The organism is Poseidonocella sp. HB161398, assembly GCF_005870025.1.
GTDB lineage: Bacteria > Pseudomonadota > Alphaproteobacteria > Rhodobacterales > Rhodobacteraceae > Mangrovicoccus.
In genome coordinates this window covers 41,245-67,085 of record NZ_VATA01000035.1, presented here as the reverse complement: position 1 = coordinate 67,085, position 25,841 = coordinate 41,245, and the positions used below count along the sequence as shown (strand labels likewise).

28 protein-coding genes and 1 tRNA gene are annotated in these 25,841 nt (G+C 68.8%); 13 read left to right on the top strand and 16 right to left on the bottom strand.

Translation table 11 applies throughout. The features are described 5' to 3' along the window. Positions 1 to 13: 13 nt before the first annotated feature. Positions 14 to 98: transfer RNA gene (locus FGX59_RS23150), tRNA-Leu, on the bottom strand. 185 nt (positions 99 to 283) lie between these two features. Here FGX59_RS23150 and FGX59_RS23145 point away from each other — a divergent pair. Beyond that, positions 284 to 493 (top strand): hypothetical protein, encoded by a 210-nt coding sequence (locus FGX59_RS23145; RefSeq protein ID WP_138469500.1) that lies wholly within the window; start codon positions 284 to 286, stop codon positions 491 to 493. A 6-nt stretch (positions 494 to 499) separates the two neighbouring features. Here the strand turns inward: FGX59_RS23145 and FGX59_RS39770 are convergent, their stop codons facing one another. Then, positions 500 to 1,366 carry an NAD(P)H-hydrate dehydratase gene (locus FGX59_RS39770; RefSeq protein WP_138469499.1) on the bottom strand — a complete coding sequence of 289 codons (867 nt, stop codon included), beginning with the start codon at positions 1,364 to 1,366 and terminating at the stop codon, positions 500 to 502. Next, a complete protein-coding gene (locus FGX59_RS39765) occupies positions 1,363 to 1,980 on the bottom strand; it encodes an NAD(P)H-hydrate epimerase (RefSeq protein WP_171060792.1) in 618 nt (205 codons plus the stop codon). Before FGX59_RS39765 ends, FGX59_RS39770 begins: the two co-directional genes overlap by 4 nt. Before the next feature lie 184 nt (positions 1,981 to 2,164). On the opposite strand from FGX59_RS39765, the gene FGX59_RS23130 reads away from it, so the two are divergent. Together FGX59_RS23130 and glnA are read left to right on the top strand one after the other, a co-directional pair. Then, positions 2,165 to 2,503, top strand: a complete 339-nt coding sequence (locus tag FGX59_RS23130; RefSeq protein WP_108258133.1) for a P-II family nitrogen regulator — start codon at positions 2,165 to 2,167, stop codon at positions 2,501 to 2,503. 48 nt (positions 2,504 to 2,551) lie between these two features. Then, entirely contained in the window at positions 2,552 to 3,958 is a 1,407-nt protein-coding gene (gene glnA, locus FGX59_RS23125) for a type I glutamate--ammonia ligase (RefSeq protein ID WP_138469497.1), read from the top strand. Between the two features lie 599 nt (positions 3,959 to 4,557). Here the strand turns inward: glnA and FGX59_RS23120 are convergent. The 3 genes from FGX59_RS23120 to FGX59_RS23110 all read right to left on the bottom strand — a co-directional run bounded on the left by FGX59_RS23120 (position 4,558) and on the right by FGX59_RS23110 (position 7,078). Then, entirely contained in the window at positions 4,558 to 5,352 is a 795-nt protein-coding gene (locus FGX59_RS23120; protein WP_138469496.1) for a DUF3445 domain-containing protein, read from the bottom strand. 93 nt (positions 5,353 to 5,445) lie between these two features. Beyond that, entirely contained in the window at positions 5,446 to 6,486 is a 1,041-nt protein-coding gene (locus tag FGX59_RS23115) for a phytase (RefSeq protein ID WP_138469495.1), read from the bottom strand. Continuing rightward, positions 6,476 to 7,078, bottom strand: coding sequence for a hypothetical protein (locus tag FGX59_RS23110; protein ID WP_138469494.1), 603 nt, complete (start codon positions 7,076 to 7,078; stop codon positions 6,476 to 6,478). Before FGX59_RS23110 ends, FGX59_RS23115 begins: the two co-directional genes overlap by 11 nt. A gap of 177 nt (positions 7,079 to 7,255) precedes the next feature. Here FGX59_RS23110 and FGX59_RS23105 point away from each other — a divergent pair, with 177 nt between their 5' ends. The 3 genes from FGX59_RS23105 to FGX59_RS23095 all read left to right on the top strand — a co-directional run bounded on the left by FGX59_RS23105 (position 7,256) and on the right by FGX59_RS23095 (position 9,614). After that, positions 7,256 to 8,470, top strand: a complete 1,215-nt coding sequence (locus FGX59_RS23105) for a bifunctional alpha/beta hydrolase/OsmC family protein (RefSeq protein ID WP_138469493.1) — start codon at positions 7,256 to 7,258, stop codon at positions 8,468 to 8,470. A 99-nt stretch (positions 8,471 to 8,569) separates the two neighbouring features. Then, positions 8,570 to 8,986, top strand: a complete 417-nt coding sequence (locus FGX59_RS23100; protein WP_138469492.1) for a hypothetical protein — start codon at positions 8,570 to 8,572, stop codon at positions 8,984 to 8,986. Further along, on the top strand, positions 8,964 to 9,614 hold the full coding sequence (locus FGX59_RS23095; RefSeq protein ID WP_138469491.1) for a serine protease: 651 nt from the start codon (positions 8,964 to 8,966) through the stop codon (positions 9,612 to 9,614). Before FGX59_RS23100 ends, FGX59_RS23095 begins: the two co-directional genes overlap by 23 nt. A 64-nt stretch (positions 9,615 to 9,678) precedes the next feature. Here FGX59_RS23095 and FGX59_RS23090 read toward each other — a convergent pair whose 3' ends face one another. The 5 genes from FGX59_RS23090 to FGX59_RS23070 all read right to left on the bottom strand — a co-directional run bounded on the left by FGX59_RS23090 (position 9,679) and on the right by FGX59_RS23070 (position 14,924). After that, on the bottom strand, positions 9,679 to 10,188 hold the full coding sequence (locus FGX59_RS23090) for a CarD family transcriptional regulator (protein WP_138469490.1): 510 nt from the start codon (positions 10,186 to 10,188) through the stop codon (positions 9,679 to 9,681). Between the two features lie 347 nt (positions 10,189 to 10,535). Next, the gene (gene fdxA / locus FGX59_RS23085) at positions 10,536 to 10,874 is read right to left on the bottom strand and encodes a ferredoxin FdxA (RefSeq protein ID WP_138469489.1); all 339 of its coding nucleotides are present in this window, start codon (positions 10,872 to 10,874) and stop codon (positions 10,536 to 10,538) included. Positions 10,875 to 10,920: 46 nt separating this feature from the next. Then, complete coding sequence (locus tag FGX59_RS23080; RefSeq protein ID WP_138469488.1) at positions 10,921 to 11,289, bottom strand: RNA-binding S4 domain-containing protein; 369 nt, start codon at positions 11,287 to 11,289, stop codon at positions 10,921 to 10,923. 1 nt (position 11,290) lies between these two features. Continuing rightward, positions 11,291 to 14,344 (bottom strand): helicase-related protein, encoded by a 3,054-nt coding sequence (locus FGX59_RS23075; RefSeq protein ID WP_138469487.1) that lies wholly within the window; start codon positions 14,342 to 14,344, stop codon positions 11,291 to 11,293. A 25-nt stretch (positions 14,345 to 14,369) separates the two neighbouring features. After that, positions 14,370 to 14,924, bottom strand: coding sequence for a tetratricopeptide repeat protein (locus FGX59_RS23070; RefSeq protein ID WP_138469486.1), 555 nt, complete (start codon positions 14,922 to 14,924; stop codon positions 14,370 to 14,372). A gap of 63 nt (positions 14,925 to 14,987) precedes the next feature. Here FGX59_RS23070 and FGX59_RS23065 point away from each other — a divergent pair, with 63 nt between their 5' ends. The 6 genes from FGX59_RS23065 (at position 14,988) to FGX59_RS23040 (ending at position 19,851) form a co-directional block, all read left to right on the top strand. Then, the gene (locus FGX59_RS23065; protein ID WP_138469485.1) at positions 14,988 to 15,275 is read left to right on the top strand and encodes an SCP2 sterol-binding domain-containing protein; all 288 of its coding nucleotides are present in this window, start codon (positions 14,988 to 14,990) and stop codon (positions 15,273 to 15,275) included. Positions 15,276 to 15,298: 23 nt separating this feature from the next. Next, the gene (locus FGX59_RS23060; RefSeq protein WP_171060791.1) at positions 15,299 to 16,246 is read left to right on the top strand and encodes an alpha/beta fold hydrolase; all 948 of its coding nucleotides are present in this window, start codon (positions 15,299 to 15,301) and stop codon (positions 16,244 to 16,246) included. A 70-nt stretch (positions 16,247 to 16,316) separates the two neighbouring features. Then, positions 16,317 to 17,021: a DUF1045 domain-containing protein gene (locus FGX59_RS23055; protein ID WP_138469484.1), complete on the top strand. Its 705-nt coding sequence runs from the start codon at positions 16,317 to 16,319 to the stop codon at positions 17,019 to 17,021. Positions 17,022 to 17,092: 71 nt separating this feature from the next. After that, positions 17,093 to 17,944, top strand: a complete 852-nt coding sequence (locus FGX59_RS23050) for a UDP-2,3-diacylglucosamine diphosphatase (protein ID WP_138469483.1) — start codon at positions 17,093 to 17,095, stop codon at positions 17,942 to 17,944. Between the two features lie 19 nt (positions 17,945 to 17,963). Next, a complete protein-coding gene (locus FGX59_RS23045; protein WP_138469482.1) occupies positions 17,964 to 19,193 on the top strand; it encodes a DUF3419 family protein in 1,230 nt (409 codons plus the stop codon). A gap of 7 nt (positions 19,194 to 19,200) precedes the next feature. Further along, entirely contained in the window at positions 19,201 to 19,851 is a 651-nt protein-coding gene (locus tag FGX59_RS23040; RefSeq protein ID WP_138469481.1) for a class I SAM-dependent methyltransferase, read from the top strand. Between the two features lie 7 nt (positions 19,852 to 19,858). On the opposite strand, the gene ccoS is transcribed toward FGX59_RS23040, so the two are convergent. Genes ccoS through ccoG form a run of 4 tightly spaced genes read right to left on the bottom strand, consistent with a single transcriptional unit; the run spans position 19,859 to position 24,181 of the window. After that, positions 19,859 to 20,023 carry a cbb3-type cytochrome oxidase assembly protein CcoS gene (gene ccoS, locus FGX59_RS23035; RefSeq protein ID WP_138469480.1) on the bottom strand — a complete coding sequence of 55 codons (165 nt, stop codon included), beginning with the start codon at positions 20,021 to 20,023 and terminating at the stop codon, positions 19,859 to 19,861. After that, the gene (locus FGX59_RS23030; protein ID WP_138469479.1) at positions 20,024 to 22,225 is read right to left on the bottom strand and encodes a heavy metal translocating P-type ATPase; all 2,202 of its coding nucleotides are present in this window, start codon (positions 22,223 to 22,225) and stop codon (positions 20,024 to 20,026) included. A 4-nt stretch (positions 22,226 to 22,229) separates the two neighbouring features. Next, on the bottom strand, positions 22,230 to 22,691 hold the full coding sequence (locus FGX59_RS23025) for a FixH family protein (protein WP_171060790.1): 462 nt from the start codon (positions 22,689 to 22,691) through the stop codon (positions 22,230 to 22,232). Further along, the gene (gene ccoG, locus FGX59_RS23020) at positions 22,691 to 24,181 is read right to left on the bottom strand and encodes a cytochrome c oxidase accessory protein CcoG (protein ID WP_138469477.1); all 1,491 of its coding nucleotides are present in this window, start codon (positions 24,179 to 24,181) and stop codon (positions 22,691 to 22,693) included. Before ccoG ends, FGX59_RS23025 begins: the two co-directional genes overlap by 1 nt. A 350-nt stretch (positions 24,182 to 24,531) precedes the next feature. Here ccoG and FGX59_RS23015 point away from each other — a divergent pair, with 350 nt between their 5' ends. Further along, complete coding sequence (locus tag FGX59_RS23015; protein ID WP_138469476.1) at positions 24,532 to 25,224, top strand: DUF2270 domain-containing protein; 693 nt, start codon at positions 24,532 to 24,534, stop codon at positions 25,222 to 25,224. Positions 25,225 to 25,243: 19 nt separating this feature from the next. Here FGX59_RS23015 and FGX59_RS23010 read toward each other — a convergent pair whose 3' ends face one another. Continuing rightward, on the bottom strand, positions 25,244 to 25,816 hold the full coding sequence (locus FGX59_RS23010) for a hypothetical protein (protein WP_138469475.1): 573 nt from the start codon (positions 25,814 to 25,816) through the stop codon (positions 25,244 to 25,246). Positions 25,817 to 25,841: the final 25 nt, after the last annotated feature.

Genomic DNA, 25,841 nt, shown 5'->3' with positions numbered 1-25,841 from the left:
AGTGTTTCCAATATGGTGCGGGTGAAGGGACTCGAACCCCCACGCCTTGCGGCGCCAGAACCTAAATCTGGTGCGTCTACCAATTCCGCCACACCCGCGTGGCGAGCGGTTTAGCAAAGCCGCCGAAGGGATGCGAGACCGAAATGCGCCCGCAGCGCTCCGGCAGACGCAGTCCCGGCACTTTCATCTTCATCCGTGATGCTAAGGACCATAAACATTCATTTCCATAATGGAGAGCGAAGGACCATCTTCGGGTCAGACCAGAATCATGGAGATGACGACAATGGAACAGAGCCTTTCCGCCCCCGTCCAAGCCCGCCCCTTCCGCATTCCCGCCGCCGCCGCGACCGGCTTTGCCGCACTGGTGGCAATCGCCCTGCTGGCCGCCAGCGCGCAGCAGGACGCCGCCCCCGCCCAGGGCGACATCTGGCGCGGCAACAGCGCCAGCCTCGAGCGGATCGCAGACGCCCCCGCAACCGTTCCGGCGAGGTGAGCCCCCTCAGATCCCGATCAGCCGGAACACGTCGGGCAGCGCTTCGGGAAGGTCCTCGGCAATGAGCCCGGGCCCGACCCGGAGCGCTGCTTCGGCATGAAGCCAGGCCCCGAGCTGGGCCGATTCCATCGCGGAGAAGCCGCGCGCCAGCAGCCCCGCGACCAGCCCGGCCAGCACGTCCCCCGACCCCGCCGTCGCCAGCCAGGGCACTGCCCGCTCGCCAGTCGCGGAATGCTCGGCGCTGCCGCCGCCCGGATCGGCGATCCGCGTCACCGTCCCTTTCAACAGCACCACCGCCTGCGCCCGCTCGACCGCCTGGAAGAGCAGCCGCCGATGCGCAAACGGCGACTTGGCACTGCGCATCTCATGCGCCTCGCCGGGAAAGAGCCGCGCGAATTCCCCCATATGCGGCGTCAGCACCACCCGCCGGTGGAGCATCGAGAAAAGCGCCTGCGGATCTTCCGCGAAGACCGTCAGCGCATCGGCATCGAGCACCGCCGAGCGGCCGCTCTTCAGCACCGCCGTCACCATCTCGCGCGTGCGCGGCCCGGTGCCCAGACCCGGACCGAGGCAGACCGAATTCACCCGCGGATCGGCCAGGAGCCCGCGCAGCGCATCGGCATCCGGCAGCGGGCGCAGCATGATCGCGGTCAGCTGGGCGGCATTCTCGATCAGCGCGGCAGGCGGCGGCGCAAGGGTGACGAGCCCGGCGCCCACGCGCAGCGCCGCCCGCGCGGCCAGCCGCGCCGCGCCGCCCTGGCCGACGCCGCCCGCCAGCACGAGCGCATGGCCGTAATCGTACTTGTGCCGGTCGCCCCGCTTCGCGAGCCGTGCCAGCAGAGCCGGGGAAATCCCCTGGTTGGAGCTGTTCATAGCCCGATATCCACCACCTTCACGGTGCCGCACAAGTCCGCCCGGAGCTGATGCGCGGGCTTGCGGCAGTGAAACGTCACTGTCAGATCCGCAGGCAGCACCGCCCCCTCCGCCCGGCCGCTATCGGCATCCAGCCCGGAGGGCAGATCGACCGCCACGCGCAGCGCCCCGGAGGCCCGGGCAAGCGCCGAAACCGCCTCGAAACGCCCCGCCAGGGCCCCGCCGATTCCCCGTCCGAGACCGATCCCGAAGAGCGCGTCGACCACCGCATCGGGCGCCTCGGGCAGCGGCATTTCCAGCAGATCCCCGACCGGTCCGAGCGCCTCCCAGAGCGCCCGGTTGGCCGCCGCATCGGCGCCCGCCGCCTCCCTCCGGCCAAGCGCCGCGACCGTCACATCCCAGCCATTGCCGTGCAGAAGGCGGGCAATGACGTAGCCGTCGCCGCCATTGTTGCCCGGACCGCAGAGAATCAGCGCCCGGCCCGGCTCCGGCCGCAGGGCCAGGATTTCGGCCGCCACGCCCTGCCCGGCACGCTCCATCGCCGCCCTGCTGGAGACCCGTCCGCTGTCGAAGGCGGCCTGCTCCAGCTGGCGCATCTCGGCCGCTGCAAGCACCTGCTCCGGCCCTCCGGATCCTCGAGTTTTCATTTCGCCCACTTTCGCCTCGCAGTGCCTATTTTCTAAGCATGTCGATTGCCGCAGCCGGCCATCCTGCGGCAGCCTGACCCTAGTCAATTGTGAAGGCACATTTAAAGTGATCTGTCCGAGGCAACGCCAGACGATGCGAAGGAGTCGGTGAATGAAGAAGATTGAAGCGATCATCAAGCCGTTCAAGCTTGATGAAGTTAAGGAGGCGCTTCAGGAAAACGGTGTCCAAGGTCTCTCCGTCGTCGAGGTCAAGGGGTTCGGCCGGCAGAAGGGCCATACCGAGCTCTATCGCGGCGCGGAATATGTTGTTGATTTCCTTCCCAAAGTAAAAGTCGAAGTCGTGCTGTCCGACGATATGGTCGAAACCGCGATCAACGTCATCATGGAAGCGGCGCGCACCAAGAAGATCGGCGACGGCAAGATCTTCGTCAGCCCCGTCGAGCAAGCCATTCGCATTCGTACGGGCGAAGACGGCGAAACCGCCCTCTGAGCCCGGAAACCACCGGAACAACCGTAAGAGAGAAGGGAAAACGGTCAAATGAGTAAAGAAGCCGTTCTCAAGATGATCGCGGACGAGGGTATCGAGTATGTCGATATCCGTTTCACCGACCCGCGCGGCAAGCTGCAGCACGTCACCGTCATGGCCGACCAGGTCGATGAAGACTTCCTGGAAGAGGGCTTCATGTTCGACGGCTCCTCCATCGCAGGCTGGAAGTCGATCGACCAGTCCGACATGAAGCTGATGCCCGACACCGAGTCCGCCTATGTGGACCCGTTCTACGCCGAGAAGACCGTGTGCATCCACTGCTCGGTCGTCGAGCCCGACACCGGCGACGCCTATGACCGCGATCCGCGCGGCACCGCGGAAAAGGCTGAGGCCTACCTGAAATCCTCCGGCGTCGGCGACGCGGCCTATTTCGGTCCGGAAGCCGAGTTCTTCCTGTTCGACGATGTCCGCTTCTCGGTCTCCATGAACAAGGTCTCCTACCAGGTGGACGCGGTCGACGCGGCCTGGAACTCGGACACCGAGTACGAGATGGGCAACACCGGCATGCGTCCGGGCGTCAAGGGCGGCTATTTCCCGGTCAACCCGATCGACGACGCGCAGGACATCCGCTCCGAGATGCTCTCGACCATGAAGCGCATGGGCATGAAGGTCGACAAGCACCACCACGAAGTGGCGTCCTGCCAACACGAGCTGGGCCTGATCTTCGGCACCCTGACCAAGCAGGCTGACGAGATCCAGAAGTACAAGTACGTCGTCCAGAACGTCGCCCAGGCCTATGGCAAGTCGGCGACCTTCATGCCGAAGCCGATCTCCGGCGACAACGGCACCGGCATGCACGTCAACATGTCGATCTGGAAGGAAGGCAAGCCGCTCTTCGCAGGCGACAAGTATGCCGACCTCTCCGACGAGGCGCTGTACTTCATCGGCGGCATCCTGAAGCACGCCAAGACGCTGAACGCCTTCACCAACCCGTCCACCAACTCCTACAAGCGCCTGATCCCGGGCTTCGAGGCACCGGTGCTGCGCGCCTACTCGGCGTCGAACCGTTCGGGCTGCGTGCGTATTCCGTGGGCGGAATCCCCGAAGGCGAAGCGCGTCGAAGCCCGCTTCCCGGACCCCTCCGCGAACCCGTACCTGGCCTTCGCGGCGCTCCTGATGGCCGGCATCGACGGCATCAAGAACAAGATCCATCCGGGCGAAGCGTCCGACAAGGACCTCTACGACCTGGAGCCCGAAGAGCTGGCAGGCATCCCCACCGTTTGCGCCTCGCTGCGTGAAGCGCTGGAATGCCTCGAAGCCGATCACGAGTTCCTGCTGGCTGGCGACGTGTTCACCAAGGGCCAGATCGAGGGCTACCTGGCGCTCAAGTGGGACGAGGTCTACGCCTTCGAACACTGCCCGCACCCGATCGAGTACAAGATGTACTACGGCTGCTGATCCCTTCCGGATCGCAGACAGACAGGAAGGGCGCCTCCGGGCGCCCTTTTTCTTTGCGCCGCCCTCCAGCGCAGCCAGCGCGCGGCAACCGGCCATCGCTCCCCGTCAGCCCCGCCGACCCTCTGGCCCGTCCACCGGCGGCGCCTTCCCCGGAGACGGGTCTGCAGCGACAGAGAGGGCACGCAGCCTCCGCTTTCGCCGGCACGGGCAGGCGGAGTTCGCTGCCGCTGGCCGCCTCCCGACCGCCCCGGTCAGCTCCGCCACAAGCGCTGCGCATTTCCCTGGGATTGCCGCCGTCCCGTGCCCCGTGGCCATGTCCAACGGAAGAACGATCAGCGCGCAGTCACCCTGCCCCGGCGACAGATGCTGCGCCTGCCGTTCCATGCCGCTGGACGGCACCCGCGCCCTGGGGGACCGCCGCCGCGCAGACCGGGCAAGCGCCTTGCCGCATGGAAAAAGCCGCCTGCCCGGCCACCGGCAAGGGGGTCCGCTACGGTGAAGGATTTTCGATGCAGCCCGAGGCATGAGGGTGCGGCTTGGTGCTCGGGCGGCCTGCGTCGGAAATCCGCCCAAGGTGGAAGCCGCGGGCCCGGCCCGGCTCAGTGGTCGCGCAGCGTGCTCTGCCAGGGCTCGGGCATGTCGGCGAGCCGCAGCACCAGCGTGTGGATCGAGAAGACGACGCCGCGGCTCTGCGGCAGCCGCAGAAGCACCTGGCGCTCGGAGCGGACGAAATCGCCGCCGGTCCGGCGGGGCCACTTGTTCTTCTCCAGCTGCGGCTGGAACAGCGCCGGATCCTGCGCCCGGTGCAGGTTCGCCCGCCAGATCGCCCGGCCCGGCTGCACCCCATCGAGCAGCCGCTGCACCCGCCGCGCCACGCCGTCGTCATAGACATCGACCGGCTTGTGGATGCGCAGCATCGGCCGGCCCAGCTTCTCCGCCAGCGTCCAGTTCGCGGGAAAGCACAGAGCCGCCGCGCTCAGCAGATGCTCTTCCGCGCCCTCGGGCTTCTGCATCAGGCACAGATCCTCCTGCACCAGCCGCCCCGCCGTCGCCATCGGCGCGGCACGGTCGAGCGCCACGAGACGCCCGTCCGGACAGGCGACCTCATCCGCGCCGACGCGGAAGCCCGGATGATCCGCCAGCGCCGCCAGCACGGTGTCGAGCAGCTCCTGCGCCGCCGACTCCGCCCCGGGGACCATGCCGATGACCAGCTCGGGCGTCTCGCGGATCAGCCGCTCGCGCTCGGCCATCTGGCCGGCGTAATTCTCCAGCACCCAGAGCCAGGGCGCGGCGCCAAGCGGCGAGATGCCGGGCAGGCCATTGGCCTTCGCCCAGAGCCCGGCCGGATCGGCGGGAAGCGTGTTCAGGATCGGGGAGGCAAGCGTCTGCGTCATGGCCCTCTGCAGCACGGCCCGCGCGGCGCGCCAAGCGAAAAGCGCGCCCGGACCCTGCGGCCCCGGCGCGCTGCCTGCAAAACGGGCTGCCGCTCAGTCGTCGCCGAGCCCGGCGGCGATCTCCGCCCAGTCCACCAGCTTGAAATTGGTGGTGAAACCGGCGTTCTGGTCATCCATCATCACCAGCACCCCGGCGGGATGGCCGGGCAGCGGATGCGGCGTGACGGTCAGCCCGTCGGTCTCGCTGACCCCGTCGATCTCCGCGCCCGCGGCGATCTCGACCAGCGCGCGGCAGGGCATGTCCGGCGCGTTCAGATCGTAGAGCGCGACGCGGTGGATCCCCTGGGCCGAGGCCGCGAGATAGCGGCGGGTGCCGTCGTCATAGACCTCCAGCCCCTCGACATCGTCGCGCGGCAGGCAGGCCGAGGGGATGGAGACGACCTTCTCGGGCGCCGCCTCCGCCTCGGGCGCGCCGTCGAGCCGCCAGATGCCGTGATCCTCCTCGCCGACATAGATCATGCCCGCGCGGTCGTCGCTGGCCATGCCTTCGGGCTGGCTCGGCACGCGCCACTGCCGTGCCAGGCGGGTGCCGAGCTGCCCCGCCTCGTCGAGAAGCTGCCACTGGAAGACATGGCCCGACTTGTAGTTGGCCAGGGCGAACACCCGCCCGTCGGGCAGGCGCTGCATGGCGAAGCCGTAGATGTCGTCGACCTCGTCCGCCATCCCGGCCGGATGGCCGGGAAAGGCGAAGGGCGCGGCACGCTCGACATGGCCCGCGGCGTCGATCACGTAGAAGACCAGCGTGTCATCCTCGCGCTTGGTCGCCCCGGCGATCCAGACCTCGCGCCCGCCCAGCTCGAAGGGCCGCAGGTCGACATTGTTCAGCTTGCCGTCCGGAAAATCGGCAACCACCGCCCCGGAGAGGTCGAAGACGAAAAGCCCCTGAGTCTTGTCGGTGCCCAGGATCAGGCTCCCCGCCGGGTCCGCCGGACTGATCCAGATCGCCGGATCGTCGGCATCGCCCGCGACCGGCGCGGTCTCCATCGAAGCGGTGACGGCGATCTCCGCCGGTTCCGCGATTGCGGCGGCGAGGCCCAGCCCCGCCAGCGCGCCCAGAATCGCCTCAGTCCTCAATTTCGAACTCCGTCACCGGCACGGTGAAGGAGACGGCCAGCGTCTCGCCGTCCTTCTCGGCCGCCAGGTAGCCCGCGACCAGCCCATCGCCCTTCAGCCCCTGCGCATCCGGCGTTCCGCTGTCCATCGCCATGTCGAGCCGGCCGGTCCAGCCCGCCACCTCGCCATTGACCGAGACGCCGTCGGCCTCCCATTCGAATTCCACCTCGGCATTGGAATAGGGGCCCTCGGGGAATTCACCCTCCTGCAGCTCGAAGGAGGCCGGCAGGGCGAAGCCCGCGAAGTCGCGGTTCTCGAATTCCAGCTCGATCTGCTTCTCGATCCCGTCGATCACCGCCTGCAGGGTGAATTCGAAATCGCCGTAGAGGAAGCCGTCATCATCCTGCAGGTATTCCCGCTTGGCCTCGAGGCCCGCGACGCCCTGGGCCGCGGCGATGTCGTCGTAGCGGATGTCGAAATCGTGCCCGCCGGCGCGGCCGACCATGACGAAATGCGGGGTCTCGCCCAGCCAGGCCGCCGGGGCGGTTCCGGCCGAAGCGGCGGCCGCCGCGGCGCAGAGCGCGGCAGAGGCGGCGAAGATGCGAAGGGTCATGCTCTCTCTCTCCTTGTCGATCCGCCGTGCTCTAGCCCGCTGCTGTAACGGGCGCGTGTCACTGCGCTCCCCGGGCTTCACCGCCCCGTGTCATGGATTACAGCAGGCTTGAGTTTGCCGGCCCGGAGCGGCATCTCTGGTCCATCCCCGCCTGAGCCAAGCCAACAGGAGTCGCACATGGTGCCCGAACGCTTCAGCTTTCCCGGCCATGACGGCACCGAGCTGGCCGCCAGGCTCGACTTGCCCGACGGGCCGCGGCTGGCGACGGCGCTGTTCGCGCATTGCTTCACCTGCGGCAAGGACATCGTCGGCGCGCGGCGGATCGCGGCGCGGCTGGCGGCAATGGGCATCGCGGTGCTGCGCTTCGATTTCACCGGGCTCGGCCATTCGGGCGGAGAGTTCGAGAACACCACCTTCACCAGCAATATCGCCGATGTCACCGCCGCCGCCCGGGCGCTGGAGGCGCGCGGCATGGCGCCCGACCTCCTGATCGGCCATTCGCTCGGCGGCTCGGCGGTGCTGCGCGCGGCGGCCGAGATCCCCTCGGCCCGGGCGGTGGTGACGATCGGCGCGCCCTTCGATCCGGCAATGGTCACGCGCAATTTCGCCGAGGCCCTGCCCGAAATCGCCGCGGCGGGCTCTGCCGAGGTGCAGCTCGGCGGCAAGCCGGTGCGGATCGGCCAGGGCTTCGTGCGCGACATCTCCGAGACCGAGCTGGCCCCGGCGATCCGCCATCTGGGCCGGCCGCTGCTGATCCTGCATGCGCCGCGCGACGAGGTGGTGGGCATCGACAATGCCACCCGCATCTTCCGCGCCGCCCGCCACCCGAAGAGCTTCGTCACGCTCAATGATGCCGACCACCTGCTGAGCGATCCCGACGATGCCGAATACGCCGCCGAGGTGATCGCCGCCTGGGCCGGGACGCGGGTCCGGCTGCGCCCGCCCGCCCCGCCGATCGGCGCGCCCGAGGGCGTGGTGCGCGTCGCCGAGGCCGATGCCGAGGGCTTCCTGCAGGATGTCACCAACGGGCCCTTCCACCATGCGCTGGCCGACGAGCCGATGGCCTATGGCGGCACCAACAAGGGCATGTCGCCCTACGGCTTCCTCGCCGCGGGGCTCGGCGCCTGCACCTCGATGACGATCCGCATGTATGCCCGCCGCAAGGGCTGGCCGCTCGACCATGTCTCGGTCGATGTCACCCATGACAAGGTGCACGCCCAGGACGCCACGCCCGAGATCGCCTCGAAGATCGACCAGTTCAAGCGGACGATCCGCCTGGAAGGCGCGCTGAGCGAGGCGCAGCGGCAGAAGCTGATGGAAATCGCCGACCGCTGCCCGGTGCACCGGACGCTGGAGGCCAGCTCGCGCATCCTCACTGCGCTGGTCGAATGAAGATGCGCGCTTCCGCTTCTGGACCTCGGGCGCCGTTCTGCGCTAGGGCGGGAGCAGCGCATTTCCCTTGCCCGCATGTTGCCGGAGACGAGTAGCCCGATGTCCACCACCCAGTCCGAACGCCTGTCCCTCCTCGGCAAGGAGCTGGGGCAGTTCCTGCTGATCTGCGCTCTCGCCTTCGGGCTGATGCGGCTGATGCAGCACTACTGGCAGGACGCGCTGACCATGCTCGCCGGCAGCGCCGGGATCATGGCGGCGATGCTGCTGGTCAAGCGCGACCTCGCGATCGCCGTCACCGGCCTGGCCGCCGGCGTCGTCGGGCCGGTCTTCGCGATGAAGGCGGTCGAGGTCGGCGCCTGGAGCTTCGCCGCGCCGCATCTGGAGGGCATCCCGGCCTGGCTCTTCACCGTCTGGGGCGCGGGCGGCATCTTCTTCGCCTGCTTCTTCGAATTCGTCCGGGTGCTGATCGCCCAGGCCGAGACGCTGCGCGCCAATGACGGCAAGGACAAGGACTAGCCTCGCGCTCTGCCTCGCCCTGGCGGCGGGACCGGTCCTGGCGGGACCCGAGATGCTGCCGCCCGGCGCCCATGCCGCCTGGACCGCGATCGGACGGCTCAATGCCGCGGGCTACCGCCAGCTGCGCATGTGCACCGCGACCCTGATCGCCCCCGATACCGTGCTGACCGCCGCCCATTGCCTGCGCGACGGCAGCGGCGACATGATCCCGGCGGAAAAGCTGCGCTTCGTCGCGGGCTGGCTGCGGGGCAGCTATGCGGCGCTGGGACGGGTGCGGAAGGTCGCGCTGGCCGATCCCGGCGGGCCGCGGAGCGTGGCGACCGACAGCGCGCTGCTGACGCTGGAGGCGCCGCTGGACGGGATCGCCCCCCTGCCCCTTGCCGCGCCCGAACCCGGCCAGCCGGTGCGGCTTCTCGGCTACCGCTGGGACCGGCCGCATGCACTCAGCGATGCCGGGCGCTGCGGCTTCCGCCCAGAAGGCAGCCAGGGCGTGCTGCGGCTCGACTGCGAGGCGACTTTCGGCAATTCCGGCGGGCCGGTGCTGCAGCAGGGGCCACAGGGCTGGCGCGTCGTCGCCGTGGTCTCGGCGATCGACGCAGAGGGCACGCTCGCCGCCCCCCTGCCCTGAGCGCAACGCAAAAGGGCCGCACCTTCCGGCACGGCCCTTCATTTTTGTTATGTCAGCGACAAGATCAGGCGGCGCGGCCGACCAGGACCTCGCCCACGGTCTTCTGCGCGGCGCCTTCGTCGGTGCCGGACACGGCCGCGACTTCGCGGGTCAGGCGCTCCAGCGCAGCCTCGTAGAGCTGGCGCTCGGAATAGGACTGCTCGCGCTGGTCATCGGCACGGTGCAGGTCGCGCACGACTTCGGCGATCGAGATCAGGTCGCCGGAATTGATCTTCTGCTCGTATTCCTGTGCGCGGCGGGACCACATGGCCCGCTTCACCTTGGCCTTCCCGCGGAGGGTATCCATGGCCTTGGTCACGACATCGGGGCTGGAGAGCGAACGCATGCCGACCTCGGCCGCCTTGGCCGTCGGGACACGCAGGGTCATCTTGTCCTTTTCAAAAGAGATTACGAACAGTTCCAGCGTGATGCCGGCAATGTCCTGTTCCTCGATCGATACGATCTGCCCCACACCGTGGGCCGGGTACACAACGTAGTCGTTCGGACGGAATTCAGACATCTTCGCTTTGCTCATCGCGGTATAATCCTCGGCTTTCCCCAGCGTCCAATCCCCCTGCGACCCATTCCCGGCACAAAAACACTCGCCGCAACATGGACCCACAGGGCAAAAAAACGACCGCACGATTGTGCAGGCCGCTTGAGACGGGACTCATTTGTGTCGCGGTGTATAGCAAAATTTGGGCAAGAAAAAAAGTCCCGGCACCCACATACCCGCCATGTCACATGAAAAGTGACATGGGGATGCAGGTTGTGCCGGTTCCCGAGGCCCTTTTCGCATCTTCCGCGTCGGACCCCTGCCCCGAATCCCTCATAGAACCGTTCCGGCGGTCAAACCAGAGGGAATTTCCGGACTGGCGATTCTCAGCTGCCTTCGCCGGGCGCCTCGGAGAAGTACTTCTCCATCTTGCCCTCTTCGCCGTCATGCTTGGCGGCGTCGGGCATCGGGTCCTTCTTCTCGACGATGACCGGCCAGAGCTCGCTGTACTTGCGGTTGAACTCCACCCATTTCTCCATGTCCGGCTCGGTATCGGGGCGGATCGCGTCAGCCGGGCATTCCGGTTCGCAGACGCCGCAGTCGATGCATTCGTCGGGATGGATGACCAGCGTGTTCTCGCCCTCGTAGAAGCAATCCACGGGGCAGACTTCGACGCAGTCGGTGTATTTGCAAGCGATACAGTTTTCGGTGACGACGTAGGTCATGGACTCTCTCGTTTGATCAGGTCGGTCCTTAAGGCCTAGACCCGGGTCATTCAAGCGCGGAACGTTTGAGGGCGCGCGCCTGGTCGCGCTCGCGGCGGCTCGGCGCCGCGCCTGCCGCCGGTGCGGCCGGATCGCGCGGCTGCTCGGGCGTCAGGTCCTCGTAGAGCGCCTGCGCCTCGGGGGCCGGGCCGCGGCGGGTGCCGATGGCGGCGATCCTGACCACCCGAAGCCGGCTGCCCTGCGGAAAGCTCAGCGTGTCTCCGGGCTTCACCACCTGCGAGGATTTCCGCACATGGGTGCCGTTGAGGCGGAGCTGGCCCGAGGACGCGACCTCTGCGGCCAGTCCCCGGGTCTTGAAGAAGCGCGCATGCCAGAGCCATTTATCGACCCTCAGCCGCGGCGCGTCCTCGCTCATGTCAGCGCTTGTCCTTCAGCCCCATCAGCGCAGCGGCGAAGGGGTTGTCGGGGTCGATGGCCTTTTCCTTGCGCTGCGGCTTGGAGGAATAGACCTTGGCGCCCTGCTCCTTGCGGGGACCGTCCTTGTTCCAGTCGCGCTTGCCGCCGCCGGGCTTGCCCTTGCCGCGGGGCTTGCCGCCGCCTTCGCTGCGCGGCTTGCCGTCGCGCTTGCCGCCGCCTTCGCCGCCCTGGGACTGGCCGCGGAAGTTCTTGCGGCCGCCATTGCGCTCGCCGCCGCGGCGGCGCGGGGCCCAGGCGAAGGTGTAGAACACCTCGGTCACGACCTCGGCGTCTTCCTCTGCGGGCGCTGCCGCTTCGGCATCAGCCTCTGCTGCCGCTTCCACAGGAGCCTCTGCCTCTGCCTCCGCCTCGGCGTCAGCCTCTGCAGGTGCCTCGGCGTCTGCCGCAGCCTCGGCGTCTGCCTCGGCGGGTGCGGCCTCGGCGACGGTCTCTGCTTCGGGCGCGGACGCCTCTTCGGCCGGTGCTTCTTCGGCAGGTGCTTCTGCGGCCTGCACTTCGACGGCCGGCGCTTCGGCCTCTGCCTCTGCTGCGTCAGCCGCTTCGGCAGGCGCCTCTTCGGCACCCACTTCCGCCGCTGCTTCGGCTGCAGGCGTTTCCGCCGCTGCGGGCGCGGGCTTCGCCTTCTGGCGCTCGCCCCGCTCGGCCTTGTAGCCCAGCCCCTGCATCAGGTCGGCGAACTGCTCCAGCGTCATGCCGGTGATCGACAGCATGTCGGGCGTCGCCTCGAAGCCGCCGCGGGTGTCCTGCGCGCGCAGGAGGTCGGCCAGCCGCTCCAGCATGTCGATGCGGATGGAGCGGACGCCGGCCGGACGGTAGCCCGCCATCGGGTGGTAGCCCTCGGGCACATGCTCGTCGGTCGGCACGGTGACCAGGCCCGGCGGCGGCGCAGAGGGGAAATCGTCGAGATTGCTGTCGAGCGCCCAGAGCACCAGCCGCAGGCGGGTCGGCGCGGGCTTCAGCAGCAGCGGCAGGAAGATGGTGAACTGGCCGAAGCGCACGCCGTGCTTGCGCAGCTGGCCGCGGGTCTCCTGGTCGAGCGCCTTGACCTCCTGGGCGATCTGGTCGCGCGGGATGATCCCCTGCCCCTCGGTCAGCCGGAAGGCGAAGCCGCGGGCCGCCGGGCTCAGCGCCTCGTCGCGCGACATGGCCAGCAGCGGCTCGAAGGCGGCGTTGATCTTGCGGTCGATGAAGTGCTGCAGGCGGCGCTGCACCTTCTGGGCGACCTCCGCCCCGGCTTCCTCGTCGACGAAGGCCTTCACCTGCGGCTTGAGCGTCTCGGCCCCGACGGCCAGCTTGCCGACGGCATGCTCGCCCCACATCAGACCGCCCTGGTCGGTGAAGTCGAGTTCGGTATCCGGCGCATTGTAGAACCGGTCGGCGCGCAGATGGAATTCCGGCGCAAGCGCCGCCACCGCCGCCTGGCGCAGGGTCTTCGCCTCGTCCGCCGTTGCGGCCTTGTCCTGGCTGAAGCGGAACCCTTCGAGCCGTCCGACGAACTGACCTTCCACGGTCACTTCGCCCTTGTCATTCACCTCAGCCACAAGGCTCTCCTTTTCCTTCAACCGCCGCAGGAGCACGCTGGTGCGCCGGTCAACAAATCTCTGGGTCAAGCGCGCGTGAAGCGCATCCGACAGGCGGTCTTCTACAGAACGAGTCACCTCGCGCCAATGGCTTTCGTCATCCAGCCAGCCCTGGCGCTGTGCCACGTAGGTCCAAGTGCGAATATAGGCCAATCTCTTCGACAGCGCATCTATGTCGCCTTCGGTCCGGTCGATGCGGCGGACCTGCGCCGCCATCCAGTCGTCGCTGATTCGCCCGCGGTCGTGGAGGAACTCGTAGAGCCGCTCCAGCAGCGCCGCGTGCTCGGTCTCGGAGATGCCGCGGAAGTCCGGGATCCGGCAGACATCCCACAGGAGCCGGATCGACTTCGCGTTGTTCGCGCGGTTGCGGACCTCGACCGAGGCGGCCAGCGATTTCAGCGCCAGGATGTCGTCCGCATCGCGCGCCCGGGTCAGCCATTCGTCGCTGGTATGCTCCTCGAGCGAGGCGATAAGCCCGCCCAGATTGGCGAAATTCAGCCGCGAGTTGCGCCATTGCAGCTTGGTGACCGGGGCGAAGCGGTTGTCGACGATGGCCTGGGCCAGCTCCTCGTGCAGCGGCCGCGCCTCGCCGGTGACGCCGAACGTGCCGTCCTCGGTATGCCGCCCGGCCCGCCCGGCGATCTGCGCCAGCTCGTTGGGCTGCAGCGGACGCATCCGGCGGCCGTCGAACTTGTGCGTCGAGGAAAACGCGACATGGCGGATGTCGAGATTCAGCCCCATGCCGATCGCGTCGGTGGCGACGAGGTAGTCGACATCGCCGTTCTGGTACATTTCCACCTGCGCGTTGCGGGTGCGCGGCGAAAGCGCGCCCATCACCACGGCGGCCCCGCCCTTCAGGCGGCGGATCACCTCGGCGATGGAGTAGACCGAATCAACCGAGAAGCCGACGATGGCCGAGCGCGCGGGCATCCGGCTGATCTTCTTCATGCCGGTATAGGACAGCTCGGAGAAGCGCTCGCGCGACTGGAAGGTCGCCTCGGGGACCTGGGCGGCGATCGCGCCGCGCATGGTCGACGCGCCGAGGAACAGCGTTTCCTTGAAGCCGCGGGCGCGCAGCAGCCGGTCGGTGAAGACATGGCCGCGCTCGGGATCGGCGCAAAGCTGGATCTCGTCGATGGCCACGAAATCGGCGCCCAGCCCTTCGGGCATCGCCTCGACCGTGCAGACCCAGTACTGGGTGCGCTCGGGCACGATCCGCTCTTCGCCGGTGACCAGGGCGACGACGGAGGGGCCGCGCTTGGCGACGATCCGGTCATAGACTTCCCGGGCCAGGAGCCTCAGGGGCAATCCGATGACCCCGGTGCGATGGGAGAGCATGCGCTCGATCGCGTAATGGGTCTTGCCCGTATTCGTGGGGCCCAGAACTGCCTGGACCCGTCCGCGCGCCGTCATGGGCCTTTTCCTTGAAATGGGCGGGTCAGATTTCCTGCTCGCCCAGTTCCCTTTTGATCCGCTCGATGGCGTCTTCTACGTTCGGCTGGTGCGGATGTATAGCCAGTGCGGCATCGTAGACCTCGAGCGCCTCCTTCACGTGGCCGAGCTCCTCGAGGATCATGCCGAAGCCCGAGAGCGCCCCGAAATGCCGCGGATTGAGCGCCAGCGTGCGTTCGATATCGGCCACGGCCAGTCCCAGCTCGCCCTCCTGGTAGAAGGCGGTGGCCCGCGCGTTCCAGCCCTCGGCGAAATCCGGCGCGTGATCGGTCAGCGCGGTCAGGTGGTCGACCGCCGCCTCCAGGTCGCCTGCCGCGATCGCCTCGCGGCCGCGTTCCAGGAGAAGATCCATCGACGGCGAGCCCGAGCGCGACCATTCCTGCCAGATCTGGGATTCGACCCCCTGCCAGTTCTCGGTCGCAGGGTCCTGCAGCTCGGCGAAGAGCTCGTCGAGCGTCTCCGCGACGGCAATCGCCGGCGACGCAACGGAACAGGCCAGGGCGAGGAAAACCGGTTTCAAAAGCGGCGAAGGTCTGGTCATAGTCCGAGCATAGCGGCTTGCCGCTGTTTGGCCATACCCATCGTGACTGAGGAAGGGTCGGATATGAGCAATGTGATCGACGGGGCGGTGGAAGCCCTCAAGGCGAAACTGGGCGACAGCTTCGACGGCTCGGCGAAATTCCACATCCTCGACGAGGGCAGCATCGTCGTCGACGGCGCGGGCGTGCGCGAAAGCGACGACGAGACCGACGTGACGCTTTCGGCCGACCGCGACACGTTCGAGGCGATGCTCGACGGCGCGCTCGACCCCTCCAGCGCCTTCATGACCGGCCGGCTGAAGATCGAGGGCGACATGGGCGCGGCAATGAAGCTCGGCGCGGCGCTCTCCTGAGCGGCCCCGCCGCAGGATCTCCGATGACCGGCGCCGCGACTGCCCCCCTCTTCGCGTCCGAGACCAGCATGCCCGAGGGCAGCCGCGCCGTCTGGCGCGAGGCCTCGGACGGGGTGCGGCTGCGGATCGGGGAATTCGGCCACGGCCCGAAGGGCACCGTGCTGTGCTTCCCCGGCCGGACCGAATATGTCGAGAAATACGGCCCCACCGCCTGCGACTTCGCCCAGGCAGGCTACGGATTCGTGGTGATCGACTGGCGCGGACAGGGTCTGGCCGACCGGCTTCTGCCCGATGCCGCGCTCGGCCATGTCGACCGTTTCGCCGACTACCAGCGCGACGTCGCCGAGCTGGTCGCCCATGCCGAGGCCGCCGCGCTGCCGCGGCCCTGGTTCCTGCTGTCGCATTCGATGGGCGGCGCGATCGCGCTCGACGCGCTGCAGCGCGGGCTCGATGTCCGGGCCGCGGTCTTCTCGGCGCCGATGTGGCAGGTGGCCATGGCCTCCGTGCTGCGGCCGGTCGCGCGGATCGTCCCGGCCCTCGCCGAGCCGCTGGGCCTCTGGCGGCGACTGGTGCCCGGCACGACGCATGACAGCTACATCCTCTCGGCCGATCCGCAGGACAACCTTCTGACCAGCGACCCCGAGACCTTCCGCTGGTTCCGCGGCCATCTGCAGCGCCATCCCGAGCTGGCCCTGGCCGGGCCGACGCTGCGCTGGCTGTCCGAGGCGCTCAAGGCCTGCGACGCCTTCGGCCGCACCGAGCTGCCGCGCCTTCCGGTGCAGGTCTTTCTCGGCAGCCGCGAGCGCATCGTCTCCTCCGCCCGCATCCGCGAATTGGTGCGGCACTGGCCCTCGGCCGGGCTGACCGTGATCCAGGGCGGCGAGCACGAGGTGCTGATGGAGCGCCCGGCGCTGCGCGGCCAGGTCATCTCCGGCGCGCTGTCGCTCTTCGACGCGCATTGCGGCAACTGAGCATTTGCGCCCCGCCGCGGCGGCCCCTACCCCGTCGGGCAGGCCCGCTTCTGCCAGGACGGAGAGCAAAATGACGGAATTCCGGCGCTACGCCGTCTACTACCTGCCGCCCGAGGGGCCGCTGGCCCGATTCGGCGCGAGCTGGCTGGGCTGGGACGTGCTCACCGGCCGCCCCGCCGCGCAGCCCGCAGAACTCGCCCCCGGGCTCGATCTGGCCGCCATCACCGCGACGCCGCGCAAATACGGCTTCCACGCGACGGTCAAGCCGCCCTTCCGGCTCGCCGAAGGCGAGTCCGCTGGGGCGCTGGCCGAGGCCTTCGCCGCCTTCTGCGCCAGCGCCGCGCCCGTGCGCATGGAGGCGCTGCGCCTCTCCCGGCTGGGCAGCTTCCTGGCGCTCGCCGCCGAGGGCGACCCCGCCCCGCTCCGCCACCTGGCCGCGGCGGCCGTCCGCGATCTCGACCGGTTCCGCGCCCCCGCCCCCGAGGCCGAGATGGCCCGGCGCCGCGGCCGCGGGCTGAGCCCGGCGCAGGAGGAGAACCTGCAGCGCTGGGGCTATCCCTACGTGATGGAGGAATTCCGCTTCCACATGACGCTGACCGGGTCGCTGCGCGCGCCGGGGCTCGCCGAGCGCGCCGAGGCGGTGCTCGGCCCCGCGCTGGCGCCGCTCCTGCCCGCGCCCTTCGAGATCGGCACGCTGTGCCTCGCGGGCGCGGACCGGGAGGACCGGTTCCGCCTGATCGCGCGCCATCCGCTCGGCGGACCGCCCGCCCCCTGAGGGCGGCAGACTGCCGCTCCCCCGGCGGCGTCACGGCAGTGTCATGCAAAAGGTGTTTAGGACGGGCCAGCATGACCAGCGACGCCCCTCTCCCAGGCCTTCCCGCCCAATGCCGCACGCTCTTCGTGTCGGACATCCATCTGGGCACCCGCGGCTGCCAGGCCGAGATGTTCCTCGATTTCCTCGCCCATGTGCGGCCCGAGCGGATCTACCTTGTCGGCGACATCTTCGACGGCTGGCGGCTGCGCCGCGGCTGGCACTGGCCGCAGGCGCATAACAACGTCGTCGAGGCGCTCTTGGCGCGCGCCCATCAGGGCGTGCCGATCATCTACATCCCGGGCAACCATGACGAGGTGATGCGGCGCTACCTCGGCACGCATTTCGGCGGCATCGACGTGCGCGACGAGGACACCCATGTCACCGCCGACGGCCGCCGCCTGCTGGTGGTGCATGGCGACAAGTACGACGTCGTGGTGATGAACGCCAAATGGCTCGCCCATGTCGGCGACTGGGCCTACAATGTCACGCTGATGGCCAATACCGTCTACAACCATGTCCGGCAGCTCTGGGGCGGCCAGTACTGGTCGCTGTCGAACTGGGCCAAGCAGACCGTCAAGCGCGCGGTGAATTTCATCGGCGAGTTCGAGAGGGTGCTGGCCGACGAGGCGCAGCGCGGCGGCTTCGACGGCATCGTCTGCGGCCATATCCACAAGGCCGAGCTCTCCGAGCTGGGCAGCGTGCTCTATGTCAATTGCGGCGACTGGGTGGAAAGCTGCACCGGCATCATCGAGGACCATGACGGCCGGCTGCGGCTCGTCGACTGGGCCGGCGCAAAGCGGGACCAGGCCCGCGTGGTCCGGGATGCGCAGCGCAAGGGCAAGAAGAAAAAGAAGAAATCCAAGAAGGAAAAGGCCGCGACCTGAGCGGCCCCGGAGCATCGACATGACAGATCAAAGCTTCGCCCGCCAGCAGCTCGGCGGCGCCGTCCACCAGAAACCGGCCCTCTCGGCCACAGGCGCGCTGGAGCGGGTCTTCTCCGGCCTCTTCACCGGGCTGGTCTATGCCCAGATCTGGGAGGACCCGGTGGTCGACATGGAGGCGCTGGAGCTCTCCCCCTCCGACCGGCTCGTCTGCATCGCCTCGGGCGGCTGCAACATGATGAGCTATCTCTCCACGGGGCTCGCGGGCATCACCGCGGTGGATCTCAGCCCCGCCCATGTCGCGCTGAACCGGCTGAAGCTCGCCGCCGCGCAGAGCCTGCCCGATCACGCCGCTTTCTACGATTTCTTCGGCCATGCCGGGCGCAAGGGCAATGCCGCGCTCTACGACACCCATGTCGCGCCCGCGCTCGACCTCGAGAGCCGCGCCTTCTGGGAGGCCCGCCAGGGCCGGATGCGCCGCCGGATCGAGATGTTCGAGAACGGCTTCTACCGCTACGGCGTGCTCGGCCGCTTCATCGCCGCCGCGCATCTGGTCGCCGGGCTCGGCAAGGTCGATTTCGCCCCGCTCCTGGCCGCGCGCTCGCTGGAGGAGCAGCGCGACTTCTTCGAGGCCGAGGTGGCGCCCTTGTTCGAGACCCGCGGCGTGCGCTTCCTGGCGCGGCGCAAGGCCTCGCTCTTCGGGCTGGGCATCCCGCCGGCGCAGTTCGACAAGCTCGCAGCCGATGGCGGCGGCGACATCGTTCCGGTGCTGCGCGAACGCACGCGCAAGCTGATGTGCGACTTCCCGATTTCCGAGAACTACTTCGCCTGGGCCGCCTTCAACCGCGGCTACCGCGCCGACGGGACCGGGCCGGTGCCGCCCTACCTGGTGGCGGAGAACTGGCAGGCCGTGCGCTCCGGCGCCGCCCGGGTCGAGGTGCTGAACCGCAACCTCACCGACATGCTGGCCGGGAAGCCAGCCCGCAGCCAGGACGCCTATGTGCTTCTCGACGCGCAGGACTGGATGACCGACGCGCAGCTCAACGCGCTCTGGCGCGAGATCACCCGCACCGCGCGGCCCGGGGCGCGGGTCGTCTTCCGCACCGGCGGGGCGCCCGACATCCTGCCCGGCCGCGTCGCGCCCGGCACGCTGGGGCGCTGGGTCTCGATCCCCGAAGAGGGCCGCCGCTTGTGGCAGCGGGACCGCTCTGCCATCTATGGCGGGGTCCACAAGTACACCTTCCAGGGATAGCCGCGCGATGACCTCCACCTTCGACCACGGCGCGCTGATGGACCGGGTCTACCGCCACCAGGCGGCGATCTACGACCTCACGCGGAAATACTACCTGCTGGGCCGCGACCGGCTGATCGAGGATCTCGACCTGCCCGAGGGCGGCAGCGTGCTGGAGATCGCCTGCGGCACCGGGCGCAACCTGATCCGCATCGGCCGCCGCTATCCCGCCGCCGGGCTCTGGGGCGTCGACATCTCCGCCGAGATGCTGCGCCAGGCGGAGAAGAACAGCCAGCGCGCGGGCATGTCCGGCCGCATTGCCTTCGCCCGCGCCGATGCCTGCAGCTTCGATCCCGCCGAAACCCTGGGCAAGGGCCAGTTCGACCGCATCGTCTTCAGCTACTGCCTGTCGATGATCCCCGACTGGCAGGGCGCGCTGGCCCATGCCGTGCCGATGCTGGCCCCCGGCGGACGCATACACATGGTCGATTTCGGCCTGCAATCCGGCCTGCCCGGCTGGTTCGGCAAGGGCATGGTCTTCTGGCTGTCGAAATTCCATGTCGCCCCGCGCGAGGGCATGGAAGAGGCCTTCGCGCAGATCGCCGCCGCGCACGGGCTCCGCGCCGAGGTGGCGCCGCTCTACCGCGACTACGCAGTGATCGGCACGCTGTCGCGCTGAGCGGGCCTCAGTCGTCCTGCTTGGGCTTGTCGTCGTACTCGCCCGACAGGATACGCCGGGCATCGCCCTCGGGATCGTCGTACTGGTCGGATTTCAGCGTCCAGAAGAAAGCCGCCAGCCCGACCGCGCCCAGAAGCAGCGAGGCCGGGATCAGGATTGCCAGGATTTCCATCTATCGCACTCTCAGCGCATTGAGGGAGACCGTGATCGAGCTCGCCGACATCGCCGCGGCCGCGATCAGCGGCGAACATAGACCGGCGACCGCCAGCGGCACGGCCAGGACATTGTAGACGGTGGCGATGCGGAAATTCTCGCGGATGCGGCGCACCGCCTTGCGGGCCGTGGCCCGCGCCTCGGGGATGGCCGAGAGATCGGCATGGAGCAGCACCATGTCCGAGGCCACCCGCGCCGCCTCGAGCGCGGAGGCGGGCGAGACCGAGGCATGGGCCGAGGCCAGCGCCGCCGTGTCGTTCAGCCCGTCCCCGGCCATCAGCACCTTCGCGCCCGCGCCCGCCAGCGCCTGCACATGGGCAGCCTTCTCGGCCGGCAGCATGCCCGCGCGCCAGGTCGCGATGCCGAGGCTTTCGGCCAGGGCGCGCACCGCCGGTTCGGCATCGCCCGAGAGCAGCTGCACCTCCAGCCCCTGCGCCTTCAGCCCCTCGACCGCCTCGCGCGCGCCGGGCCGCAGCCGGTCGCAGAAGCCGATGGCCAGCGGCTGGTCTTCGCCGAGACGCAGCCAGGTCGCAGTGCCCTGGGCCTCGGCGCCGTCGCCGCCGGTCCAGCCGAGCCGCCCGAGCCGCAGGACCTGGCCCTGCCAGCGCCCTTCGATGCCGTAGCCCGGCACTTCGCGCAGCGCCTCGACCGGCGCGGGCGCGACGCCCTCGGCATCGGCGGCGCGGGTGATCGCCATGGCCAGCGGATGGGCGGAGCCCTGCGCGATCCCGGCCGCGAGGGGCTGCATCGCCGGGTCGAGCGCGGCGAACCCCTCTGCCTCGGGCTGGCCCAGGGTCAGCGTGCCGGTCTTGTCGAAGACCGCGATGTCGGTCTCGGCCAGCCGCTCCAGCGCGGTGGCGTCCTTGATCAGGAGCCCGCGGCGGAAGAGCCGCCCGGAGGCCGCGGTCGTCACCGCCGGAACCGCCAGGCCGAGCGCGCAGGGACAGGTGATGATCAGCACCGCCGCCGCGATGTTCAGCGCCACGCGCAGATCGCCCGTCCCGGCCAGCCAGCCCGCGAAGGCCAGGGCCGAGAGGATATGGACCCCCGGCGCGTAGAGCTTCGCCGCCTTGTCGGCGAGCGAGGAATACTGCGACCGGCCGCTCTCGGCGATCGCCACCAGATCGGTCAGCGCATGCAGCGACGTGTCCCGGCCCACCGCCGTGGCGCGCATCACCAGGGGGCCGGTCAGGTTGACCTCGCCCGCGCTGACCGCGACGCCCGGCCCGGCGAAGACCGGCAGGGTCTCGCCGGTCAGGAGCGCGCGGTCGAGCTCGGAACTGCCCTCCGCCACCACGCCGTCGACCGGAATGCGCGCGCCCGGGCGCACCCGGATCAGGTCGCCCACGGCCAGCTCGGCCTGCGGCACGGTCTCTTCCGCGCCGTCGCGGATGCGGGTGGCGCGGGCGACTTCCAGCGCGGCCAGCTCCTCGGCCGCCGAGCGCGCCACGGCGCGGGTGCGGTGGTCGAGATAGCGCCCCGCCAGCAGGAAGAAGCAGAGCATCAGCGTCGCGTCGAAATAGGCATGCGCCCCGGACTGCACCGTCTCGTAGAGCGAGGTGACGATGGTCAGCACGATCGCCAGGGTGATCGGCACGTCCATGTTCAGGCTGCCCCGGCGCAGCGCGCTCCAGGCGTTGCGGTAGAAGGGCTGCCCGGCAAAGGCCACGGTCGGCAGCGCGATCATCGCGCTGATCCAGTGGAAGAGGTCGCGCGTCGCCCCCTCGGCCCCGGCCCAGACCGACACCGACAGGAGCATCACGTTCATCGTCGCGAAGCCCGCCACGCCGAGCCGCATCAGGAGCTCGCGCCCCGTCCGGTCGGTCTGGGTGGCCGCGAGCGTCCCGGCATCGAGCTCATGCGCCTCGACCCCCGCCGCCGTCAGCGCGGCAACCAGCATCTCCGGCGTGACCGTGCCCGCCGCGGTAACCGCGGCGCGCTTCATCGTCATGTTGACCCGCGCCTCGCGCACGCCCTCGACGCCGCGCAGCGCGCGCTCCGCCGCCATCATCGCGTCGGCATCGGCGATCCCGGGCAGCGACAGCATCAGCCGTTCGGTGCTTGCCGCGCGGATGCGGGCGACGGTCTCCTGCGGATCTGTGGCGACGCAGGCCGGACAGGCCGCCGCGCCGGGGATCTCCGCGCTGTCGGCCATCGCCATCGGATCAGGCCCGCCCGTTCTGGATCAAGAGCGGGATCCGGCGGCTGAATTCCGCGCCATTGGCGGCGACCGCCTTCAGCCGGATGTTCCAGTTGCCGTCGGGCAGATCCAGCGGCGTGGCATAGACCGCGCCGTTGCGGGTGAATTCCGGGGTGACGTCGTCGCGGGTGGAGGTCGCCCAGCCGACCAGCGCCACCATCGAGGCGATCTCCGCCGGGCCGCCATCGGGCCCGGTGATCTCGATTTCCAGCACGCCCTCTCCGTAGCGGGCATCCACCGTCCAGCCGAGCGCGTCCTGCGCCGCCTTGTGGGCGTCGAATTCCTGGCTCGCCTGGTAGCTGTTCGGCACCTCGATGCCGGGGAAGGTCTCCACCGCCTGCCAGGCCAGCAGGATATTGACCGCCACCACGACCCCGAAGGCCGAGACTGCGATCATCAGCACCTTGAACCCGGTCAGCTCGCCCATCACTTCGCTTCCTTGCCGTTGAACACCGTCGACTTCTCGACCGCTTCCTCGCTCACCGTATCCTCGACATGGATCCAAAGATCGGTCCGGTCCGAGGTCGCGGGCCCCGTGCCCGGCGCGGCCATGATATAGACCCGCTGCAGCATCGTCGAATCCGCAGGCACCATCACGGTCTGGCTGTCGGAGCCCTCGAGCTCCACCGCGAAGCTGTCATCGGCCTCGACCGTGATCAGGTAGGGCCGGTCCTCGCCGTGCTTGTTCCGGAGCCGCACGTCATAGGTGTTGCGGATCGTGCCGTCGGACATGGTCACATAGACCGGGTTGCGGATCGGCGCGACGGTCACCGAGATGTCCTCGCGCAGGAAGAGCGCCGCCACCAGGCCGACGCCCACCCCCGCCCATAGCACGGTATAGAGGATCGTGCGCGGCCGCAGGATGTGCCGAAGCACCGGGATCGGCGTCTTGCCCGATTTCTCGTGCTCCTCGTCGGTCAGCGCCATGTAGTCGATCAGGCCGCGCGGCTTGCCGACCTTGTCCATGATCTCGTTGCAGGCGTCGATGCACAGCGCGCAGGTGATGCATTCCAGCTGCTGGCCGTCGCGGATGTCGATGCCCATCGGGCAGACATTGACGCAGGCGTTGCAGTCGATGCAGTCGCCCAGGACCGGCGCGTCCTTCGGCGCCTCGCGCTGGCTGATCGCGTCGGCGGTATGGGTCGTCTCGGCCACTTCGACATGCTTGCGGCGGTGCTTGCCGCGCGGCTCGCCCCGCCAGGAGCGGTAGGCGACGGTGATCGTGTCTTCGTCCATCATCGCCGCCTGGATGCGCGGCCAGGGGCACATGTAGACGCAGATCTGCTCGCGCATGAAACCGCCGAAGATGAAGGTCGTGGCGGTCAGGATGCCGACGGTGGAATAGGCGACCAGCGGCGCCTGGAAGGTCACGAGGTCATGCAGCAGCGTCGGGGCGTCGGCGAAGTAGAACACCCAGGCGCCGCCGGTGGCCACCGCGATGGCGAACCAGGCCGTCCATTTGGTGATCCTCAGCCGCGCCTTCCTGGCGTCCCATTTCTGCCGCAGCAGGCGGATGCGGGCGTTGCGGTCGCCCTCGACCCAACGCTCCACCAGGATGAAGAGGTCGGTCCAGACGGTCTGCGGGCAGGTATAGCCGCACCAGACCCGCCCGAGCGCCGAGGTGAAGAGGAAGAGGCCGAGGCCCGCCATGATGAGAAGGCCCGCGACGAAGTAGAATTCATGCGGCCAGATCTCGATCCAGAAGAAGAAGAACCGCCGGTTCGCGAGATCGACCAGAACCGCCTGGTCGGGCAGCTTGGCGCCGCGGTCCCAGCGGATCCAGGGCGTGACATAGTAGATGCCAAGCGTGACGATCATGATGATCCATTTAAGCCGGCGGTAGTTTCCCGAAACGCGCTTGGGGAAGATCGGCTCGCGGCTGGCATACAGGGAGGGGGGCTGCTCGCTCACGCTCATGACATATTCCGATTCGACTGCAGGTCTTGTATTCGTGTATCTGCCATGCGCGATTGGCTAGGGACTTGACGTGGATCAATCATTGCCAGAACGTCGCAAAGGCCTGCAGTTGACAAAAAAAGCATCGGCACCCCCCAAGGAAACGCGCGAACAGGAAGGGGCGCCGATGCTGAGCGGATCCGAACGAGGTTCAGCTCCGCCCGGTCCTTATGTGCCTTTCTACCCGTGACTCGCCCTCCCGGCTTTGACTCAGGTCAAGCCGCCGATTCCAGTTGGGCCGGAACGGCTTTCCGTCCGATACTGGATCCGAACCCGGCGCAGATTCGGGGCGAACTGGAAGGGGAGGAAAGATGGCACAGGCACAGCCGCGGCTGGCAAGCGCCAGCGCGAAGCGCGAATTCACCCAGGCCGAGATCGGGGCCCTGGCCCATCTCTACCGCGGCGAGGTCTACCGCAGCACGATCTGGCGGACCCGGCTGGACACGACGACGAACTGGTCGGTGGTGACGCTGGGCGTGGCCCTGTCGATCACCTTCGCCTCGCCCGGCGCCTCGGAGCTGCCGCTCCTGCTGGTGGGGGTGCTGATCGCGCTCTTCATGGTGCTGGAGGCACGGCGCTACCGCTATTTCAACGTCTGGCGGGCGCGGGCGCGCTGGATGGAGACGCATTTCTACGCGCCGATGCTCGACGATGGCGACCTGCACACCGAAGAGAACTGGCAGAAGGTGCTGGCCAAGGACTACTGGCGGCCGGAATACCATGTCAGCATGACCCGCGCGATGGGGCGGCGGATACGGCGCAACTACCTGTGGATCCTGTCGATCCAGTTCCTGGCCTATCTCGGCAAGCTGATCGTGCATCCGGTTCCCGCCTCGGGGATCGGCGACGTGGTCGCGCGCGCCGCGATCGGCCCGGCGCCGGGCTGGCTGGTCCTGGCCTTCGGCGGCCTCTATCTCGGCTCCTGGCTCGGCCTCGCCGAATGGGTGCGCCGCCGCGATTCGGAAAGCGCGCGGCGCAAGGGCGGCGGCCGGTCGCTGGGCTGACCGGCCGGACCCCCGGCCGCTAGCGCCGCCGCCGCCCGGCAACGAAGCCTGCCGCGCCGAGGCCTGCGGCCAGGAGAGGCAGCCCTGCAGGCAGCGGCACCGCCGCGGCATAGAGGTCCAGCCCGCCGGCATAGTCGGTCGCAAAGGCGACCGAGCCCGCCCCGCTCGAGACCGGCATGTCGACATAGAGCATGACATCGTAGTCGTCGCCCGAAACGCCGGTGCCCACGACGGTCGCGCCGGACAGGGAGAAGCTGTAGACCCCAAGCGCATCGGACGGGGTGAAGACGAAGCTGCCCATTTCCGTGCCGTTGAGCGACAGGGCGAGGCCCAGATCCTCGTCGAGCGAGTTGTAGGTCAGGCCGAGCTCCAGATCGACGCTGCCGATCGTGGCCAGGCCGGTGCCGGAGAAGCTCTGCGAGATCGAATGCCCGAGGAAGAAGAAATAGCCGGTCGTCGTCGGCGTGCCGGTGGTCGAGGAGGCGTCGAGCGACGATTCCGTCGGGAAGCTGAAGGTCGCGGCGGAGGCCGCGCCGACGCTGGCGGCAGCCAGGCCGGCTGCCAGGAGGAAAGCGGATAGTCTCAAGGCCATGAACGGCACCTTTCTGCTCTGTCGC